Annotated in this window: 17 protein-coding genes and 2 tRNA genes; 4 read left to right on the forward strand and 15 right to left on the reverse strand. The window is 67.4% G+C overall.

Annotated features, from left to right (window positions below):
- Window positions 1-300: 300 nt before the first annotated feature.
- The 9 genes from ptsN to ACM9LZ_RS05240 form a co-directional block, all read right to left on the reverse strand.
- On the reverse strand, window positions 301-759 hold the full coding sequence (gene ptsN, locus ACM9LZ_RS05200) for a PTS IIA-like nitrogen regulatory protein PtsN (RefSeq protein ID WP_416618287.1): 459 nt from the start codon (window positions 757-759) through the stop codon (window positions 301-303).
- Window positions 760-828: 69 nt separating this feature from the next.
- Window positions 829-1,446: a ribosome hibernation-promoting factor, HPF/YfiA family gene (gene hpf / locus ACM9LZ_RS05205; RefSeq protein ID WP_416618288.1), complete on the reverse strand. Its 618-nt coding sequence runs from the start codon at window positions 1,444-1,446 to the stop codon at window positions 829-831.
- Between the two features lie 115 nt (window positions 1,447-1,561).
- Window positions 1,562-3,094: an RNA polymerase factor sigma-54 gene (gene rpoN, locus ACM9LZ_RS05210; RefSeq protein WP_416618289.1), complete on the reverse strand. Its 1,533-nt coding sequence runs from the start codon at window positions 3,092-3,094 to the stop codon at window positions 1,562-1,564.
- A 234-nt stretch (window positions 3,095-3,328) separates the two neighbouring features.
- The gene (lptB, locus tag ACM9LZ_RS05215; protein ID WP_416618290.1) at window positions 3,329-4,108 is read right to left on the reverse strand and encodes an LPS export ABC transporter ATP-binding protein; all 780 of its coding nucleotides are present in this window, start codon (window positions 4,106-4,108) and stop codon (window positions 3,329-3,331) included.
- Entirely contained in the window at window positions 4,105-5,082 is a 978-nt protein-coding gene (locus ACM9LZ_RS05220; protein WP_416618291.1) for an LptA/OstA family protein, read from the reverse strand. The genes lptB and ACM9LZ_RS05220 overlap by 4 nt, the downstream gene beginning before the upstream one ends.
- Window positions 5,079-5,756: an LPS export ABC transporter periplasmic protein LptC gene (gene lptC / locus ACM9LZ_RS05225; RefSeq protein WP_416618292.1), complete on the reverse strand. Its 678-nt coding sequence runs from the start codon at window positions 5,754-5,756 to the stop codon at window positions 5,079-5,081. Before lptC ends, ACM9LZ_RS05220 begins: the two co-directional genes overlap by 4 nt.
- A gap of 114 nt (window positions 5,757-5,870) precedes the next feature.
- A complete protein-coding gene (locus tag ACM9LZ_RS05230) occupies window positions 5,871-6,482 on the reverse strand; it encodes a ribonuclease D (RefSeq protein ID WP_416618293.1) in 612 nt (203 codons plus the stop codon).
- 211 nt (window positions 6,483-6,693) lie between these two features.
- A tRNA-Leu gene (locus tag ACM9LZ_RS05235) sits at window positions 6,694-6,778 on the reverse strand.
- 203 nt (window positions 6,779-6,981) lie between these two features.
- A tRNA-Leu gene (locus tag ACM9LZ_RS05240) sits at window positions 6,982-7,066 on the reverse strand.
- A 186-nt stretch (window positions 7,067-7,252) separates the two neighbouring features.
- On the opposite strand from ACM9LZ_RS05240, the gene ACM9LZ_RS05245 reads away from it, so the two are divergent.
- The 3 genes from ACM9LZ_RS05245 (at window position 7,253) to ACM9LZ_RS05255 (ending at window position 10,851) form a co-directional block, all read left to right on the forward strand.
- Window positions 7,253-8,191: a complex I NDUFA9 subunit family protein gene (locus ACM9LZ_RS05245; protein WP_416618294.1), complete on the forward strand. Its 939-nt coding sequence runs from the start codon at window positions 7,253-7,255 to the stop codon at window positions 8,189-8,191.
- A gap of 130 nt (window positions 8,192-8,321) precedes the next feature.
- Entirely contained in the window at window positions 8,322-9,041 is a 720-nt protein-coding gene (locus tag ACM9LZ_RS05250) for a Bax inhibitor-1/YccA family protein (RefSeq protein ID WP_416618295.1), read from the forward strand.
- A 202-nt stretch (window positions 9,042-9,243) separates the two neighbouring features.
- Window positions 9,244-10,851: a glycosyltransferase family protein gene (locus ACM9LZ_RS05255; RefSeq protein ID WP_416618296.1), complete on the forward strand. Its 1,608-nt coding sequence runs from the start codon at window positions 9,244-9,246 to the stop codon at window positions 10,849-10,851.
- Here ACM9LZ_RS05255 and ACM9LZ_RS05260 read toward each other — a convergent pair.
- The 6 genes from ACM9LZ_RS05260 to ACM9LZ_RS05285 form a co-directional block, all read right to left on the reverse strand.
- Window positions 10,826-11,107 (reverse strand): hypothetical protein, encoded by a 282-nt coding sequence (locus tag ACM9LZ_RS05260; RefSeq protein WP_416618297.1) that lies wholly within the window; start codon window positions 11,105-11,107, stop codon window positions 10,826-10,828. The two genes, ACM9LZ_RS05255 and ACM9LZ_RS05260, sit on opposite strands and share 26 nt — an antisense overlap.
- Complete coding sequence (locus ACM9LZ_RS05265; RefSeq protein WP_416618298.1) at window positions 11,104-12,063, reverse strand: metal ABC transporter permease; 960 nt, start codon at window positions 12,061-12,063, stop codon at window positions 11,104-11,106. The genes ACM9LZ_RS05260 and ACM9LZ_RS05265 overlap by 4 nt, the downstream gene beginning before the upstream one ends.
- The gene (locus ACM9LZ_RS05270; RefSeq protein ID WP_416618299.1) at window positions 12,060-12,968 is read right to left on the reverse strand and encodes a metal ABC transporter permease; all 909 of its coding nucleotides are present in this window, start codon (window positions 12,966-12,968) and stop codon (window positions 12,060-12,062) included. Before ACM9LZ_RS05270 ends, ACM9LZ_RS05265 begins: the two co-directional genes overlap by 4 nt.
- Window positions 12,968-13,780 carry a metal ABC transporter ATP-binding protein gene (locus ACM9LZ_RS05275; RefSeq protein ID WP_416618300.1) on the reverse strand — a complete coding sequence of 271 codons (813 nt, stop codon included), beginning with the start codon at window positions 13,778-13,780 and terminating at the stop codon, window positions 12,968-12,970. The genes ACM9LZ_RS05270 and ACM9LZ_RS05275 overlap by 1 nt, the downstream gene beginning before the upstream one ends.
- 12 nt (window positions 13,781-13,792) lie before the next feature.
- On the reverse strand, window positions 13,793-14,782 hold the full coding sequence (locus tag ACM9LZ_RS05280) for a metal ABC transporter solute-binding protein, Zn/Mn family (protein WP_416618301.1): 990 nt from the start codon (window positions 14,780-14,782) through the stop codon (window positions 13,793-13,795).
- A gap of 105 nt (window positions 14,783-14,887) precedes the next feature.
- A complete protein-coding gene (locus ACM9LZ_RS05285; RefSeq protein ID WP_416618302.1) occupies window positions 14,888-15,496 on the reverse strand; it encodes an HAD-IB family hydrolase in 609 nt (202 codons plus the stop codon).
- An 85-nt stretch (window positions 15,497-15,581) separates the two neighbouring features.
- Here ACM9LZ_RS05285 and ACM9LZ_RS05290 point away from each other — a divergent pair, with 85 nt between their 5' ends.
- A complete protein-coding gene (locus ACM9LZ_RS05290) occupies window positions 15,582-16,523 on the forward strand; it encodes a nucleoside hydrolase (RefSeq protein ID WP_416618303.1) in 942 nt (313 codons plus the stop codon).
- Window positions 16,524-16,534: the final 11 nt, after the last annotated feature.

Here is a 16,534-nt window from a genome sequence, read left to right on the forward strand (position 1 = left end):
GCCTTTCGCTTCTATCCTTACCTGTGATGCGTATCTGCATTGATCAGAACCGACGGTCCTGATCAATGCAGCTCTCATGCGCCGGGCGCCGCCATCCGGCGGCTGGGCTTGCGCGCGTATGGGCGCGCCAAACAAGGTGCGATGAGTTCAAATCACCGCAACTTGGTATGAGGTGAAGAGAGTCTGTAAGGAACAGGATATGGCAAGGGCTGCCGGCCCATGATCTGGGTCCTCCAATGCAAACCGGCGCCCCTGGTGGGGCGCCGGCCTGTTTTACCCATAGAACGTGAAGCCTGATTATTATGCGGCACTGACCTCTTCGGTCTGGGCCAGCAGCGCGTAAAGGGCATCACCCGTTTCCGCGCCGCGCAGCTTGTCGCACAGCGCCGGGTCCCGCAGCAGGCGGGACACACGCGCCAGCGCCTTCAGGTGATCCGCACCAGCCCCTTCCGGGGCCAGCAGCAGGCAGATCAGATCCACCGGCTGCTCGTCGATCGCCTCGAAATCGACCGGCTTCTCCAGCCGGGCGAAAATGGCCATGACGCCGGGCAGGCCCGGCAGCTTGCCATGGGGAATACCGATGCCACGCCCCACGCCCGTGGTGCCCAGCCGTTCACGTTCCACCAGCACGTCGAAAATCGATCGCTCGTGCTGGCCGGTCAACTCGGCCGCCTTCCTGGCCAGTTCCTGCAAGGCCTGCTTCTTGGAGCCGGCCTTGAGGTTCGGGAGGATCGCCTCCGGCGTCAAAAGATCATTCATCGTAGCCGAAGGCGCCTGCAATGAAGGGGATACGGAGCGCAAGGAAAGAGCCATGGGGTACGCATCGCCTTACTGTTTCAACGAACCGTTCGCACCGGCGGGATCGACCCAGCCGATATTGCCATCCGGGCGGCGGTATATCATGTTCAAGCCGCCATGTGCCCGGTTACGGAACATCAAGGCCGGCAATTCCGCAAGGTCCATGCGCATCACGGCCTCGCTGACGGTCAGCATTTCGATGGCGGTTTCCATCTCGGCGACGACCGTGCCGTAATGGCCATTGGCCTCCGGCGGGGTGTTTTCATCCTCCTCATAATCGTCTGTTTCCGCGGCCGCTTCAAGGATGTACTTGCGGGCCGGCTGAACGGGAAGCTGGTTCAGGTTCGTTCGCTCGTGATGGTCCTTCAGCCGGCGCTTATAGCGGCGCAGGCGCTTGGCGACCCTGTCGGCGGCTTCGTCGAAGGCGGGGTAGGGTTCCGTCGCTTCGGCGTTCGATTGCAGCAGGATGCCGCGGCCCACATGGACCTGGATATCCGCCTTGTACAGATGAGCATCCTTGGAAAGGATGACCGTCGCCTCTATCGGATTGCCGAAATATTTCCCGACCAAGGATGCCAGCTGATCCTTCACGTGGGTCCGCAGGGCATCTCCCACATCCAGTTGCTTGCCTTTGACGGTGACTTGCATATTCGACCTGTCGTTTAAGGGCGCATGGCCATATTGAAGGAACCGTCGACCCGGGACCGGCATCCAGACCGGGAGTGCCCCAGGACAGGTCTTCCTTCAACGGCCAGCGCAGGGACTACAACCCAAGGGCCTTCTCCCGACGGCGCTGGACTGAAGAGGGTATCTTCATACCCTCACGATACTTTGCGACCGTCCGTCGTGCAATGTCGATCCCGTCCGCCCGCAGGATTTCGACGATTTTATCATCCGACAGCGTGTCGTCCGCCTTTTCCGCATCGATCAGGGCCTTGATACGATAACGCACGGCTTCCGCCGAATGGGCCGCCTGACCGTCGGCACCTTGGATGGCGGAAGTGAAGAAGTACTTAAGTTCGAAGACCCCGCGGGGGCTGGACAGGAACTTATTGGTGGTAACCCGGCTGACGGTGCTTTCATGCATGCCGATGGCCTCCGCGATGTCGCGCAGGATCAGCGGTTTCATGAATTGCAGCCCATGCAGGAAAAAGGCGTCCTGCTGGCGCACGATCTCGGTCGCCACCTTCAGGATGGTGTTGGCCCGCTGATGCAGGCTTTTCACCAGCCAGCTCGCCGACTGGAACTGCTCGGCGATATATTCCTTTTCCTGCTTGTTGCGGGCCCCGGCATTGACGCGGGAATGATAGCGCTGGTTGACCAGCACGCGCGGCAGCGTGTCGTTATTCAGTTCCACGATCCAGCCGCCGCCGGGGCTGGCCCGCATCAGGATGTCGGGCACCACCGTCTGCACCGGCTCGAAATCGAAGGCCAGTGCCGGCTTGGGGTTCAGGGCCTTGATCTCGGCCACCATGTCCGACAGGTCCTCGGCGTCGCAGCCGCAGACCTTCAGAAGCTGTTGCAGATTGCGGGCCGCCAGAAGGGGCAGGTTGTCCAGCAGCGCCTGCATGCAGGGGTCCAGCCGGTTCTTCTCCCGCAACTGGATGGCCAGGCATTCCGACAGCGTGCGGGCGAAGATGCCGGCCGGGTCGAAGCGCTGCAGGCGCTTCAGCACGGCTTCCACCTGTTCCAGCCCGCAGCCCAGTTGCACGGCCACCTCTTCCAGGCTGCCCGTGAAATAGCCGGCCTCGTCCAGGTGATCCATCAGGGCGAAGGCCACCATGCGATCCGCCCGGTCGGACAGATCCATGGTGATCTGTTCCTCCAGATGGTCGCGCAGCTTGGGCCGCTCGGTCAGCGTCGCTTCGAAACCGGATTCGTCATCGTCGAACCCGCCACCGCGGGACGACCAGTCGCCGAACTGTTCCCCGGACCCCAAGCCGGCGCTTTCCATGTCGGCCGTGGAACTGTTGGTATAGACATTCTCGAAATCGGTATCCAGCGGTGCGTCACCGGAGGCGCCCAGCCGGTCGCTGGTGGCCAGTTCCACCGTGTCGGCCACGCGACCCTCTGCCGGAACGGGGGCCGCTTCCTCCCGGTCTACGCCGTTGGCGGGGGCATCGTTCCAGCCCTCCCCGTCGTCGCGCTCCAGCAGGGGGTTGCGTTCCAGTTCCTGGTCCACATAGTCGGCCAGTTCAAGGTTGGACAATTGCAGCAGCTTGATGGCCTGCTGCAATTGCGGCGTCATCACCAGCGACTGTGACTGACGTATATCGAGCCGTTGCTGGAGCGCCATTTCCCTGAAAACACCACCGGTTAAGGGGTGCGGCCGGATTGCGGGGCGTCAAACCCCGGGACCGATCCGCCTGATTGGCACAACAGTACGAATCTCGGCCCCATATCGCAACAATTACGGCCAAAAGGCGGAATTCCTGAAACGCGGGGCTAGGGCCAATGGCCTATGCACAGCGTCACCGGCCCGGCCGGGGACCCATGGCGGCAGCCCGAACAGAAACGGGACGCAGGATTGTCAGAGGCTGAAGCGTTCGCCCAGATAGACGCGGCGCACATCCTTGTGGGCCACAATCTCCGACGGCTTGCCTTCCATCAGCACGACGCCGTCATGCAGGATATAGGCGCGGTCCACGATATCCAGCGTCTCGCGGACATTGTGGTCGGTGATCAGCACGCCGATGCCGCGTTCACGCAGGTGGCTGACAAGTTCGCGGATCTCGTTCACGGCGATGGGGTCCACGCCGGCGAATGGTTCGTCCAGCAGGATGAAGTGCGGCTGGCTGGCCAGGGCGCGCGCAATTTCCGCGCGCCGCCGCTCGCCGCCCGACAGGGCCAGGGCCGGCGTGCGGCGCAGATGGGTGATGGAAAACTCGGCCAGCAGTTCGTCCAGCCGCTGTTCGCGCACGTTGCGGTCAGGCTCCACCACCTCCAGCACGGCGCGGATATTGTTCTCCACGGACAGGCCACGGAAGATGCTGGCTTCCTGCGGCAGATAGCCGATGCCCAGCCGCGCACGGCGATACATGGGCAGGTCCGTCACATCCATCCCGTCCAGCGTGATGGACCCGTGATCGGGCAGGATCAGGCCGGTGATGATGTAGAAGCAGGTGGTCTTGCCCGCGCCGTTGGGCCCCAGCAGGCCGACGGCCTCTCCCCGGTTCACCGACAGGCTGATGTCGCGCAGGACGGGCCGGCCCTTGTAGGCCTTGCCGATGCGCGAGGCGACGAGCCCCGCATTTTCCGCCACCAGACGGGGACCGGTCGAGCCGGGCTGATCCTGGGTCGGTTGGGTCATGGCGTGGAACTCCCCTGCGGGTTGGCCGGCGCCGGCTGCTGCGGCACGCCGCCTTCGCCTTGCCGGTTGGGAATAAACAGGCCGCGCACACGCTCGCCCGACCCGTCACGGGGCGGGGCGGACGTGCCGGCCGGGGCCGGTGCGCCGGGCACGCGCGACAGGATGCGGCTGACACCCGATCGCAGGTCCACCTCGGCGGCGGGGCCGTTCAACTGGTTCTGGCCGCGCGTGACCCGGACATTCCCGGTCAGCAGCGCCATCTCGCTGTCCAGATCGTATGTGCCCTTCTCGCCGCGCGCCGTTTCGGACTGGGTGGTGATGACGACATTGCCGTCGCCATCGACGCGCGAAAGGCCCAGCTTGTCCTGGTCGTCACGCGCCAGCAGGGCGACCAGACGGTCGGCGCGGATGCGGTCCTTGTCGCGCGCCGCCAGGGCGTCGCCCCGCGCCACGGCCAGTTCCTGCTCGCGCCAATATTCCAGGCTGTCGCGTGCCGTGACGGTTTCCGTCGGCGTGGTCAGGCGCAGGCCCTCGCCCGTCAGCACGGCCACAGACCGATCCAGATCGTAGATGGCGCGCGAGCCGTAGGCCACGCGGTCATTGTTCGTGATGCGCACATTGCCTTCCGCCAGCAGACGGTAGACCTCGTTGCCGCCATTCTCCGCCTTGCGGAAATAGGCGGCCAGTGTGTCGGCCGTCAGGGCCATGTCGTCCTGCGTGGCCGTGGCCCCGCCGCGCGCGATGGCGACCTGCTGCTTGTCATGATACTCGAAACCGCCGGGTGCCTCGATATCGATGGGACGGGACCCGCCGATATCCAGGGATGGGGTAGCGGCGGCCTCGGGCGCCCCCGGGCCCTGGGGGGCATCGGGTCCCTGCTGCGCCAGGCCGGTGCCGGCGGCCAACGTCAGCCCCAGCGCCAAAGGCGCCAGCCGGCGTGCCCACACCTTATGTCCGCGCGATACAGCCATCATGGCGCCGTTTCCCCCGGCTTCTCGTTACTTGTGGTCTTGCCGGCGGCACCGAAGGTCCGAAGGCGTGCATGGCCCGTGAAGACCAGGGTGTCGCCATCGTTCAGCACGCGGAAGCCGCCGGCCTCCACCGTTCCAAGCGGTCCCTGGCCCTCCACCGGGCGGTTGCCCCAGGCGATGCCCTGCTTCACATCCAATGTGGCGGCCGGCGTGCGCAGTTCATAGCCCGATCCATGGTAGAAGGATACGGCCCCGTCCAGGGTCAGCACCTGGCGGTCCTGGTCATAGATGCCGGTCTCTGCGGCCATGGCCAGCCATGTTCCCTGCTTCAAGGTGATATCGGCCTGGGGGGCCGACAGATCCACGACCGAACCCTCCCCGCCCTGTTGTGCTGCGCGCTGCGCCCTGATCTCGAACGGCTGGTCGCTGGTGTCGGTACCCAGATAGCGGGCCTGGGTCAGTTCCAGGTCCCCTTGCGCCGGGCCGGGGCGCGACTTGTCCGGCGACCCGCCCAGCAGCGGCCAGATGAAGATGGTCAGCAACACCGCGCCGGCCAGGGCCGGCAAGGCCACCCGCGCCACCCGCACCGCCCGCGTATGGGCATAGGGGTCCCGTCTGCCGCCTGCGGACAGGCGTGCCGTGGTCGGCCGGCTGGACGGGGTTTCAGGCAGGGCCATCAGGGCGGGACGTTCCTTTGGATAATGTTCAGGCAGATGACAGCATGGTGTTTGTTGGCGGCAATTCTGTGACGCGCCGCACAGGGCCGGCCCGCCATGCGGGGCGCGCGGGGCTCAGTGCGAGAAAATATCCGGCTCGTCCCAGCCCAGCAGGTCGAGCTGGCCGCGCGCCGGCAGGAAGGCGAAGCAGGCCTGTGCCAGTTCGTGCCGGCCCTCGCGTTCCAGCAGGGCATCCAGCTTCTGCTTGATCTGGTGCAGGTACAGCACGTCGGACGCGGCGTACTTCAGCTGCTCCTCGTTCAGTTCGGCGGCGCCCCAGTCGCTGGATTGCTGCTGCTTGGACAGTTCGATCCCCGTCAGTTCCTTGCACAGGTCCTTCAGGCCATGCCGGTCGGTGGAGGTGCGGACCAGCTTGGACACGATCTTCGTGCAATAGATGGGCTGGCAGACGATGCCCAGCGCATGGCGAAGAACGGCCACGTCGAACCGGGCGAAATGGAACAGCTTCAGCGTGCCCGTGTCGGACAGAAGGCGGGCCAGGTTCGGGGCCGTCCTCTGGCCCCGGCGGATCTGCACCAGATGCGCGTTGCCGTCCCCGCCGGAAAGCTGCACCAGACACAGCCGGTCGCGGATGGGGTTCAGGCCCATCGTTTCCGTATCGACGGCTACCACGGGACCGAGGTCGAGGCCATCGGGCAGGTCACCATCATACAGCGTGATCGACATGGGTGCGGTTCCTTGGCAGGCATTCAGGAGGGGGAGGGGACAGGGTGGTCTTCGCCAGGTGTTCCAGGCCCCGGCTCATCTTCCTTATCGGTTGCCTGCCCCGCCGTCGCAAGGGCCGATGCCGCAAGGGTCCGATGCCGGGAAGGGGCAAGGCCCAAAACGCTTCAGGCCGCCGGGGGTGCCGGCGGCCTGAACAGCGTTACTATCGGAATGGTGCCCAGGAGAAGACTCGAACTTCCACGCCTTGCGGCACAGGTACCTGAAACCTGCGCGTCTACCAATTCCGCCACCTGGGCATTTCCGAACCGCGCCGCCCGTCGTTGCCGTCGGGTGGTGCGTCGTGGGGCGGGTGTATAGCGACCCGCGCCGGAGGCGTCAACACATCTTTTGCAGAAAATCGGAAGGCGGCATTTCCGGCCCGTGTCGGGCTGGCACGGGGCCCCAAAAACGCTTCAGGCCGCCGGGGATGCCGGCGGCCTGAACAGCGTTACTATCGGAATGGTGCCCAGAAGAAGACTCGAACTTCCACGCCTTGCGGCACAGGTACCTGAAACCTGCGCGTCTACCAATTCCGCCATCTGGGCGTTTTCCGAACCGCATCCATCCGTCGTTGCCGTCTGGCAGTGCGTCGTGGAGGGGGCTTATAATGACCCGCTTCGGTGTCGTCAACAGATGTTTTTCATGGTCGGCCGGCTTTTTCGGCATGCCGGTCGGGCTATATGCCGGTCTGTGCTATCATCGGCACCATACAGGGCGGGAGGCAGGCGGTCATGGGCGATCTGAACGGGCGCAAGGCGGTTCTGTTCGGCGGGGGCGGGTTCATCGGCCGCCATGTCGTGCAGCGGCTGACGCGCGCCGGTGCCATGGTCGTCATTCCGTCCCGCCGGCCGGGCCTGCTGGCCGGCCTGCGCCCGCTGGGTGAGGTCGGGCAGGTGGTGCCGGTGGCGGCCGACATCCATGACGATGCCTCCGTTTCGCGCGCGGTGGCCGGGGCCGATATCGTCATCAACCTGATCGGCATCCTGGCACCGGGGCGGGGCGGGGGTTTCGATGCCGTGCAGCACCGTGCGGCGGAACGCATCGCCCGTGCCGCACATGCGGCCGGTGCCCGTCATTTCGTCCATATCTCGGCCATCGGTGCGGATGCTGCCTCGCCTTCCGCCTATGCCCGGTCCAAGGCTGCGGGGGAAGCGGCCGTGTCGGCGGCCTTTCCCGGTGCCGTCATTCTTCGCCCCTCCATCGTGTTCGGGCCGGGTGACGGGTTCTTCGCGCGGTTCGGCCGCATGGCCTGGCTGCTGCCCTTCCTGCCGCTGATCGGCGGCGGGCATACGCGGTTCCAGCCCGTTCATGTCGGGGACGTGGCGGATGCCGTCCTGGCGGCTCTCGTCGTTCCCGCGGCGCGGGGGCGCATCCATGAACTGGGCGGCCCGCAGGTCTACAGTTTCCGCGCGCTGCTGGCCTATACCTGCCGGCAGGCGGGCGTGCCGCACCGGCTGCTGTTGCCGATTCCCTTCGCGCTGGCCCGGATACAGGCATTCTTTATGGAAATGCTGCCCGGCAAGCCCCTGACGCGCGATCAGGTTGAACTGCTGAAATGCGACAATGTGGTGTCCGGCGCCCTGCCGGGGCTGGCCGCGCTGGGTGTCCGCCCGACGGCCCTGGAACTGGTCGTGCCGACCTATCTGAAGCCGCCCGGTGGGGCGCATTGACGGCGCGGGCAGGGCACAGCCCGCATGAAATGCGTGTAATGCAGGGCTTTTTCCGTTGATCCGGGCCCCCCATCCCCCAATATATCCCGCGTGTGCGTACCTCTCAACAGCCCCTGTCGAGGATACTTCGATGGTAAACGGACCCTATAATCCGTATGCGGCGTCCAGCCGGGCCATGGATCAGGCGACTTTCGACGCCGGTCTGCGTGCCCATATGCTGCGCGTCTACAACTACATGTGCATGGCGTTGGCAATCACGGGTGTCGTCGCGTTCGTCGGCGCCCAGAGCGAAGCCCTGGTGGCCCTCATCTACGGCACCCCGCTGAAGTGGGTCGTGATGCTGGCCCCGCTGGGCTTCATCTTCTTCGGCTTCCGGCCCGACCGGATGTCGGCGACGGCCCTGCGAACCAGCCTGATCATCTTCAGCGGCCTGATGGGCCTGTCGATGATGAGCATCTTCCTGGTCTTCACCGGTGCCAGCATTGCGCGCGTGTTCTTCATCACGGCCGCCATGTTCGCCGGCACCAGCCTTTACGGCTATACGACCAAGGCCAACCTGTCCAAGATGGGCAGCTTCATGGTGATGGGCCTGATCGGCATCATCATCGCCAGCCTGGTCAATATCTTCCTGGCGTCCAGCGCCCTGCAATTCGCCATCTCTGTGATCGGCGTCGTGGTCTTCACGGGTCTGACCGCGTGGGATACCCAGAACATCAAGGAGAGCTATGCCTCTTCCTGGGGAGAGGAGGCGAACAGCCGCCTTGCCGTCATGGGTGCCCTGTCGCTCTACCTGAACTTCATCAACCTGTTCCAGATGCTGCTGTCCCTGATGGGCCAGCGCAACGAATAGGATCGTGGCTCAGGTCCGTTGACGCGGGCAGCGCCCGGCATGGGAACCCCCATGCCGGGCGCTTTCGTTTTCGGGCCCCGGTGGGCTTGCGTCGGGCGGCGGCGGTCCCGGCTGCGTCGGGCGGCGTGACAGGGGCCGTGACAAGGTGTCGGCCATCTTCTACCGTGCGGGCGGACCCGACCACCGCCCGCCGTGACGCGCCATGATCCCACAGCCCGCCGCCGATGTTCCCGCGCTTCTGGCGGCCCTGGGCCGGGACCTGGCCCCACCGCTGGACGGCATGTTGTACGATGCCGACCGCTGGGCCCGCCTGCAGGGGCGGATGGAGGCCCTGGTTGCTGCCCGGCAGGAAGGGCGGGTGACGGAAGCGGCCCTGGGCGCGGTGCTGGATGCGGTACCGCCACCCGACACTCTGCGTTCCCGGGCGATCCTGCATCTGCTGCGTGCCCATCTGCTGCTGGACGGCGATGGTGCGACGGCGGCGGTGGATTGCCTGGCCGCCGACCTTTCCGCCGACCGGCCGCGGACCATGCTGGCCCAGGCCGATTATGTGTTGCGCGGCGTCAATTTCGCCCTCTGGTCCAACCGCATCCGGGTAAATGACCCTCATGCCCATGATCTGGCGCTGCGGCGGCTGTGGCATGCCATCCTGCAGGCTTACCGCCCCGCCCTGGCCGGGCGGCAGCCCGTGGCGCGGGCGGACAGGCAGCGGGACCTGATCGTGCTGCTGACGGGCCAGTTCGTGCGCGGCATGCACCAGCCTTCGCTGGATATCGTCGATTTCGCCCGCACGCTGATCCTTCGGCTGGGGCGGCGCGTGGTACTGGTCAATACTGCGGATGGTCCGGTATCGGCCCATTTCCCCTGCCTGGGCGGTTTTACCAGTTCGGCTGATGCCGAACTGGTGGCCATCCGGCGCCTGACGGCCGATGGCCTGCCCATCCCTTTCCGCCACCTGCCGCCCGGCTTCACCAGCCCGGACATGGCTGCCGCCATGGTGGATGAGATCCTGGACATGAAGCCCGACATGGTCCTGTCCTTCGGCACGATGAGCCCGGTGGCCGACCTGTGCCGGGGGCTGGTGGATGTGGTGGCCATTCCCTATGGCAGTTACCTGCCGCTGGCCGAACCCGACTATCTGGCCCTGCCGCGCGTGGTCGGCCCGGGCGACGACGCGGCGCTGGCTGCGGCCGGGCTGACGCGCGGGCGCGTGCTGTCCATCAACTACACCTATGCCCCGCCGCCGGCCGGTGCCCCCCGCAGCCGGGCGGCGCTGGGCGTGCCGGAGGATGCCATCCTGACGGCGATCGTCGGTCTGCGGCTGGCCAGCGAGGTGACGCCGGCCTTTGCGGCGGTGCTGGATGACATGGTGCGGCGGGAACCGCGCCTGTTCTTCCTGTTCGTGGGACCCATGGAGGAATATGACCACCGCGTGGCCCCCTGTCCGCATCTGGCCGCGCGGTCGCGGGCCCATGGCTATGAGACGGACGTGATGGGGGTCCTGTCGGTCTGTGATCTTTATCTCAACCCGCCGCGGGGCGGCGGCGGCAGTTCGGCGGCCTATGCGCTGTCGGCGGGCGTGCCGGCCTACAGCCTGGCCGCGGGTGATGTTGGCACCGTGGTGGGCCCGGCCTTCCATCTGGCCGGTTTCGGCGATTTCGCCGTGGCCGCTGCGCGGCTGGCCGACGATCCCGCCGCGCGCGCGGCGGCCGTGGCGGCGGCCCGCGCCCGCTTTGCCCAATTGTCGTCACGCCAGGAAATGCTGCGGCAAATCCTGGACGGGGTCAGGGCCCTGCGGGCGACAGGATGATGGCGGCCTGATCAGGCCAGCAGCGGGCGGTTTCGGCCAGCGCGTCGGCCCGGTCCCCGGCATTTTCCGGGTTGCCGGGGATGAAGATGGCGCGCCCGCGGCTGCCCGTGTTCAGGGCCAGGGTCAGGCGGTGGCCCCGATCCTGGTCGGTGTCCATGATGGTGAAGCAGCCGCCATGGGTGGCCAGCGCCCGGCAGGCGGCGGCCGTGCCCGCCGTCACGCCCAGCACCACATAGGCCAGTTCGGTCGCGTTCACGCCATCACCCCATCCACCATCCGGCGCCGCTGCCGGGCGATGACGCCATAGCGCGGTGCCAGCAGGATGGAAAGGCCCAGGATGATGCCGGCCAGCGTGGCGATGGCACCCGCGGCATTGACAGCCATGTCATAGCCCAGCAGCGCAGGACCGAAGGCACCCAGCCCATAGCCGCCCAGCCCCGTGGCACCCCCGATCAGCAGCGACAGCGTCACCTGCCCGCCCATGCGGTCGGTATAGAGCCGGGCCGTGGCGGCGGGACAGATCAGCATGGCAATGACCAGGATCGATCCCACCGCCTCGAACGCGGCGATGGCGGCCAGGGCGGCCAGGGCCACGATGGCATGCTGCACCAGCCCGCTTTTCAGGCCCAGCGTATCGGCCAGGGCGGCATCGAAGCTGACCAGCGTGAATTCCTTGAAGAAGAACAGGATGACCGCCAGACACAGAACGAAGACGACGGCCAGTTGCACCACCTGGCGCGGCAATGCCGCCCAGATGGCGGGGTCGGCCAGGTCCGCCCAGCCACGCGGCGCCAGCCACAGGATGGATTCCAACTGGCCGTACAGCACGCAATCGGCATCCAGGTCCACCTGCCGCGCGGCCCCCTGTTCGATCAGCACCACACCCAGGGCGAACATGCCGGTGAAGACCACGCCCATCGCGGCCCCTGCCTCTACCCGGCCCAGGCGTCGCACCAGTTCGATCAGGCCGCCGGCCACCAGGGCGGCCACCAGCGCACCGGCCAGCATGGGAAAGGTGTCGCGCGTGCCGGCGACCAGGAAGCCGGCCACGATGCCGGGCAGCACGGCATGGGCGATGGCATCGCCCATCAGGCTTTGCCGCCGCAGCACCAGGAAATTGCCCACCAGCGCGCAGGACAGGCAGGCGAACAGGGCGGCCAGCAGGGCTGGCAGGTCGATGGAAAGGAAGGTCTGGGCGTCGGGCAGGGTCACGACAGCGGTTCCCCCGCCAGGAGCCGGCGCCGCAGCCGCGCCCGGCGCAGACTGCGGCCCAGCAGCCCGCGCGACGGCGCCACCAGCAGGCTGGCGAAGAAGAAGCCCGTGGCGACCAGCACAATGACGGCCCCGGCCGGCAGGTCGGCGAAACGGGCCGACAGCAGGGCACCGATGCCGCCTGACGCCGCACCGAACAGCCCGGCGATGGCCAGCATATGGCCCAGATCGTCGGTCCAGAACCGGGCCGTGGCGGCTGGGGTGATCAACAGCGCGATGATCAGCACCAGCCCCACGGTCTGCAGGCCCACCACGGTGACCAGCGTGACCAGCGCCATCAGGCCCAGGTCGAAACGGCCCGTGGGCCAGCCCGCGGCGCGGGCGAACCCCTCGTCAAAGGCCAGCAGGCGGAATTCCTTGAAGAATATCCAGACGGCCACGGCCGCCAGCAGGGCCAGTGCGGCCAGGCCCAGCGCCTCGCCCCGATGCATGGCCGCCGTCTGTCCGAACAGGAAGCCCTTCAGACCGGCGGCGTTGGCCGCGGGCAGTTCCTGCACCACCGACAGCAGCACGACGCCGACCCCGAAAAAGACCGACAGCACGGCCCCGATGGCTGCATCCTCCGCCAGGCGGGTCCAACGGGTGATGACCTGGATGGCCGCCACGGACAGGGCGCCGCTGGCGGCTGCTCCGGCCAGCAGCAGGGGCAGCGACCGCCCCTCCACCCCCAGCGCCAGCCCGGCCAGGAAGGCAGCGACCAGACCGGGCAGGGTGGCGTGGCTCAGCGCGTCGCTGACCAGGGCGCGGCGGCGCAGCACCATGAAACAGCCGACCATGCCCGCGGCCAGCCCCAGCGCCGTCGCCCCGCCCAGCACGACCAGCGTATTGTGGCCGATACCACCCATCAGCGTCGTTCCGCCATCGGGCCGGCGGCCTGATGGCCATACAACAGGCCACCGGCCTGATGGCCATAGGTGCTGCGCAGGTTGGCCTCTGTCAGCGTATCGGCCATGGGACCGGCTGCGACCAGCCCGCCATTCAGCATCAGCACATGGTCGAAGGTGGCCGCCACGGTCTGCAGGTCATGGTGGACGCAGATGACGGTCCGTCCCTCGGCGTCCAGTTCGCGCAGCACGGCCAGGATGGCCTGTTCCGTGGCGGCGTCCACGCCGGCCAGCGGCTCGTCCATGAAATAGATGCGCGCTTCCTGGGCAAGCGCGCGCGCCAGGAAGACGCGCTGCTGCTGCCCGCCCGACAATTGGCCGATCTGGCGCCCCGCCATGTCGGCCAGTCCGACACGGTCCAGGGCGGCCATCGCCGCCGCCCGGTGTCCGGGCGTGATGCGGCGGCCCCAGCCGATCAGGCCATACCGCCCCATGGTCACCACGTCCAGCGCGCTGACGGGAAAGTCCCAGTCCACCGATTCGCGCTGGGGCACATAGCCCACCAGGGCACGCTGGCGCTTCAGCGGCCGGCCATAGATCTCCACCTCCCCCGCCAGGGCGGGGGTGAGGCCCAGCACGGCCTTCAGGAAGGTGGACTTGCCCGCCCCGTTCGGACCGACCACGGCCACCAGCCCCTGAGCCGGGGCCGTCCAGGTCACATCGCGCAGGACAAGCCGCTGATGATAGGCGACCGACAGGCCCTTGACGGACAGGGCCCCAACGCCGGCATCGGCCGGCGGCACGAAATTATCGGTGGAAAGGCGCTGCAGCATGCCATCTCCCCCTTATCGCGCGGCGGCAAGCCGGCCCTGGAACCCGCCATCCGGCACGGTTCCACCCAGGGCGCGGGCGATGGTGGTGACATTGTGGTCGATCATGCCGACATAGGTGCCTTCATAGCTGCCGGCCGGCCCCATCGCGTCGGAATAGAGTGCGCCACCGACCGCCACCTTGTGCCCGCGCGCCGCAGCGCCCTGGACCAGTGCCCGCACATTGCGGTCGGAGACCGACGTTTCCACGAAGACCGCCGCGATGCGACGTTCCACCAGCATCGACACCATGGCCTCGATGCGCTGCAGCCCCGCCTCCGACTCGGTGCTGATGCCCTGGATGCCCACAACCTCCAGCCCATAGGCGCGGCCCAGATAGGCGAAGGCGTCATGCGCCGTGACCAGGACGCGGCCCCGTCCGGGCACGCTGCCCAGCACGCGCGCGGCATAGGCGTGCAAACGGTCGTAATCGCCCGCCGCCTGTTCGGCCCGTGCCGCGAACCCGCCGGCCAGGGCGGGGTAAAGGGTGGACAGGCGGTCCCGGACGCCCAGAAGGGCCAGCCGCCACAGCGTCGGGTCCATCCAGACATGCGGGTCGGGATGCCCGTCGGCCCCATCCGGGTGGATCAGCCGGTCGGCGGGAAGGGCGCCGGCCGCCTCATGCACGGGATGGCCGGCATCGGCCAGCCGGGCCAGCATCTCGCCCATGCGGCCTTCCAGCAGCAGGCCGCTATGGAACACGGCGTCGGCCTTCATCAGCGCCACCGTGTCGGCCCGCGTCAGCTTGTAGCTGTGCGGGTCGATGCCTTCCCCCATCAGGCTGGAAATACGGGCCGCGTCTCCCGCAACGGCGCGCAGCAGTTCGGCCACCTGTCCCGTCGTGGCCAGCAGCGCCGGCCCCGGCGGGACCTGGGCCGCAGCCCGGCCGCCGGGCGCGGCCAGCAGCGACCCGGCGGCGGCCAGGGCCAGCATATGGCGGCGGGGGAGGCGGACATCGGGCGGCACGGGCGGCGGCTTTCTGGTACGGGACCTTGCTGGTGGCTCATCTCCTGCATATAAACCGGCCAAAGCCGGCTGCAAGGCGATGATCGGGTTAGTTCTATCGCAACATCATCGCCGGGGCACGGTGGGAATCACGGTCGGGTGGCTCATCAGGGCCAGGAAGGGCAGATCGGACGGGCGGTTGCCATAGCCGTGCGTCTCGTCGAACGGCCCCAGTTCGGCCAGCAGGGCCGATACCCGCCGGGCCTTTTCCGCCCGCACGCAATTGCCGCCCTGCATGCGCCCCGTCAGCACGCCGTCCGCCACCTCCATCTCGGTTGCCAGAAGCCGGTCGACGGGCAACCCATCCAGCAGGGTTGGTATGTAGAGTGACAGCGCGCCCGTGGCCACCACCACCATGTCTCCCGCATCGGCATGACGCTTCAGGGCTGTCAGTGTCGGCTGGTGCCAGCGCGGCCAGCGGCGCATCTGGTCGGCTGCCGCGTGGGCCTGTTCCAGCGGCACGCCCGTCAGGGCGCGGGCCAGCATGCCGGCCTTGATGCGGGTGCGCAGATCATCGTCGGGATTGCTGCCGGCCCGCATCAGCCCTGCACGGATGGCCCGGGCGAAAACCAGGCCGGAGCGCATGCGCCCCGCCACCCGCCCCAGGAAGGGCAGCAGGCTGTCGCCCCCCACCAGGGTGCCGTCGAAATCAAAAATGGCGATGCGTCGCGTCATGATGCGCGCATAAAACAGGCGGCATGCTTTTCCGGCAACCGTTTTCCCGCTATGTGCAGGGCCAGACCGGTTATGGAGGGGCGCCATGGCGCGCGAGAAGATCATTATCGACACCGATCCCGGCCAGGACGATGCCGTGGCCATGCTGCTGGCCTTCGCTTCGCCGGGGGAGATCGAGGTGCTGGGCGTGACGGCGGTGGCCGGCAATGCGCCGCTGCACCTGACGGAACTGAACGCCCGCAAGATCTGCGAACTGGCCGGCCGGCCAGACGCCAAGGTGTTCGCGGGCTGTGACCGGCCGCTGTTCCTGGACCTGCATACCGCGCCGGAAGTGCATGGCGACACAGGTCTGGACGGGCCGGACCTGCCGGAACCCACCATGCCGTTGCAGGAACGGCACGCGGTGGATTTCATCATCGATACCTTGCGCACCGAACCGGCCGGCAGTGTGACCCTGTGCCCGCTGGGACCGCTGACCAACATCGCCACGGCCCTGACCCGCGCGCCCGACATTGCGGCGCGCATCCGGCGCATCGTCCTGATGGGCGGCGCGCAATGGGAAGGGGGAAATTCCAGCCCCGTGGCGGAATTCAACATCTTCGTCGATCCGCATGCGGCGCAGATCGTGCTGACATCCGGCGTGGAAATCGTGATGTTCCCGCTGGACGTCACGCACCAGGTCCTGACCGCACAGCACCAGATGGACCGGGTGCGCGCCATCCCCGGCCCGGTGGGGCGCGTGACATACGAGATGCTGGATTTCTACCGCCGGTATGACGAGGCCAAATACGGCACCGATGGCGGCCCGCTGCACGATCCCTGCGTCATCGCCTGGCTGCTGCGGCCCGACCTGTTCGTGGGCCGTCAGGTGAATGTGGAGGTGGAGACGGCGAGCACGCTGACCATCGGCCAGACCGTGGTCGATCGCTGGGGCACCACGGGCCGGCCGAAGAACGTCCTCTACATGCTGAAGGCGGATGCGGAGGGTTTCTTCGACCTGCTGGTGGAGCGGCTGGCCCGGCTTTGACAGGCCCCGCG

The sequence above is a fragment of the Niveispirillum fermenti genome, from assembly GCF_048066175.1.
Taxonomy (GTDB): domain Bacteria; phylum Pseudomonadota; class Alphaproteobacteria; order Azospirillales; family Azospirillaceae; genus Niveispirillum; species Niveispirillum fermenti.

What these genes read in the sequence shown, in the direction of transcription:
- ACM9LZ_RS05255 (WP_416618296.1), top strand. Translation starts at nt 9,244, where the DNA reads ATGATCCCACAGCCCGCCGCCGATGTTCCCGCGCTTCTGGCGGCCCTG.
- ACM9LZ_RS05275 (WP_416618300.1), bottom strand. Translation starts at nt 13,780, where the DNA reads ATGCTGCAGCGCCTTTCCACCGATAATTTCGTGCCGCCGGCCGATGCC.
- ACM9LZ_RS05285 (WP_416618302.1), bottom strand. Translation starts at nt 15,496, where the DNA reads ATGACGCGACGCATCGCCATTTTTGATTTCGACGGCACCCTGGTGGGG.
- ACM9LZ_RS05270 (WP_416618299.1), bottom strand. Translation starts at nt 12,968, where the DNA reads ATGGGTGGTATCGGCCACAATACGCTGGTCGTGCTGGGCGGGGCGACG.
- lptC (WP_416618292.1), bottom strand. Translation starts at nt 5,756, where the DNA reads ATGGCCCTGCCTGAAACCCCGTCCAGCCGGCCGACCACGGCACGCCTG.
- rpoN (WP_416618289.1), bottom strand. Translation starts at nt 3,094, where the DNA reads ATGGCGCTCCAGCAACGGCTCGATATACGTCAGTCACAGTCGCTGGTG.
- ACM9LZ_RS05245 (WP_416618294.1), top strand. Translation starts at nt 7,253, where the DNA reads ATGGGCGATCTGAACGGGCGCAAGGCGGTTCTGTTCGGCGGGGGCGGG.
- lptB (WP_416618290.1), bottom strand. Translation starts at nt 4,108, where the DNA reads ATGACCCAACCGACCCAGGATCAGCCCGGCTCGACCGGTCCCCGTCTG.
- ACM9LZ_RS05220 (WP_416618291.1), bottom strand. Translation starts at nt 5,082, where the DNA reads ATGATGGCTGTATCGCGCGGACATAAGGTGTGGGCACGCCGGCTGGCG.
- ACM9LZ_RS05290 (WP_416618303.1), top strand. Translation starts at nt 15,582, where the DNA reads ATGGCGCGCGAGAAGATCATTATCGACACCGATCCCGGCCAGGACGAT.
- ACM9LZ_RS05250 (WP_416618295.1), top strand. Translation starts at nt 8,322, where the DNA reads ATGGTAAACGGACCCTATAATCCGTATGCGGCGTCCAGCCGGGCCATG.
- ACM9LZ_RS05230 (WP_416618293.1), bottom strand. Translation starts at nt 6,482, where the DNA reads ATGTCGATCACGCTGTATGATGGTGACCTGCCCGATGGCCTCGACCTC.
- hpf (WP_416618288.1), bottom strand. Translation starts at nt 1,446, where the DNA reads ATGCAAGTCACCGTCAAAGGCAAGCAACTGGATGTGGGAGATGCCCTG.
- ptsN (WP_416618287.1), bottom strand. Translation starts at nt 759, where the DNA reads ATGAATGATCTTTTGACGCCGGAGGCGATCCTCCCGAACCTCAAGGCC.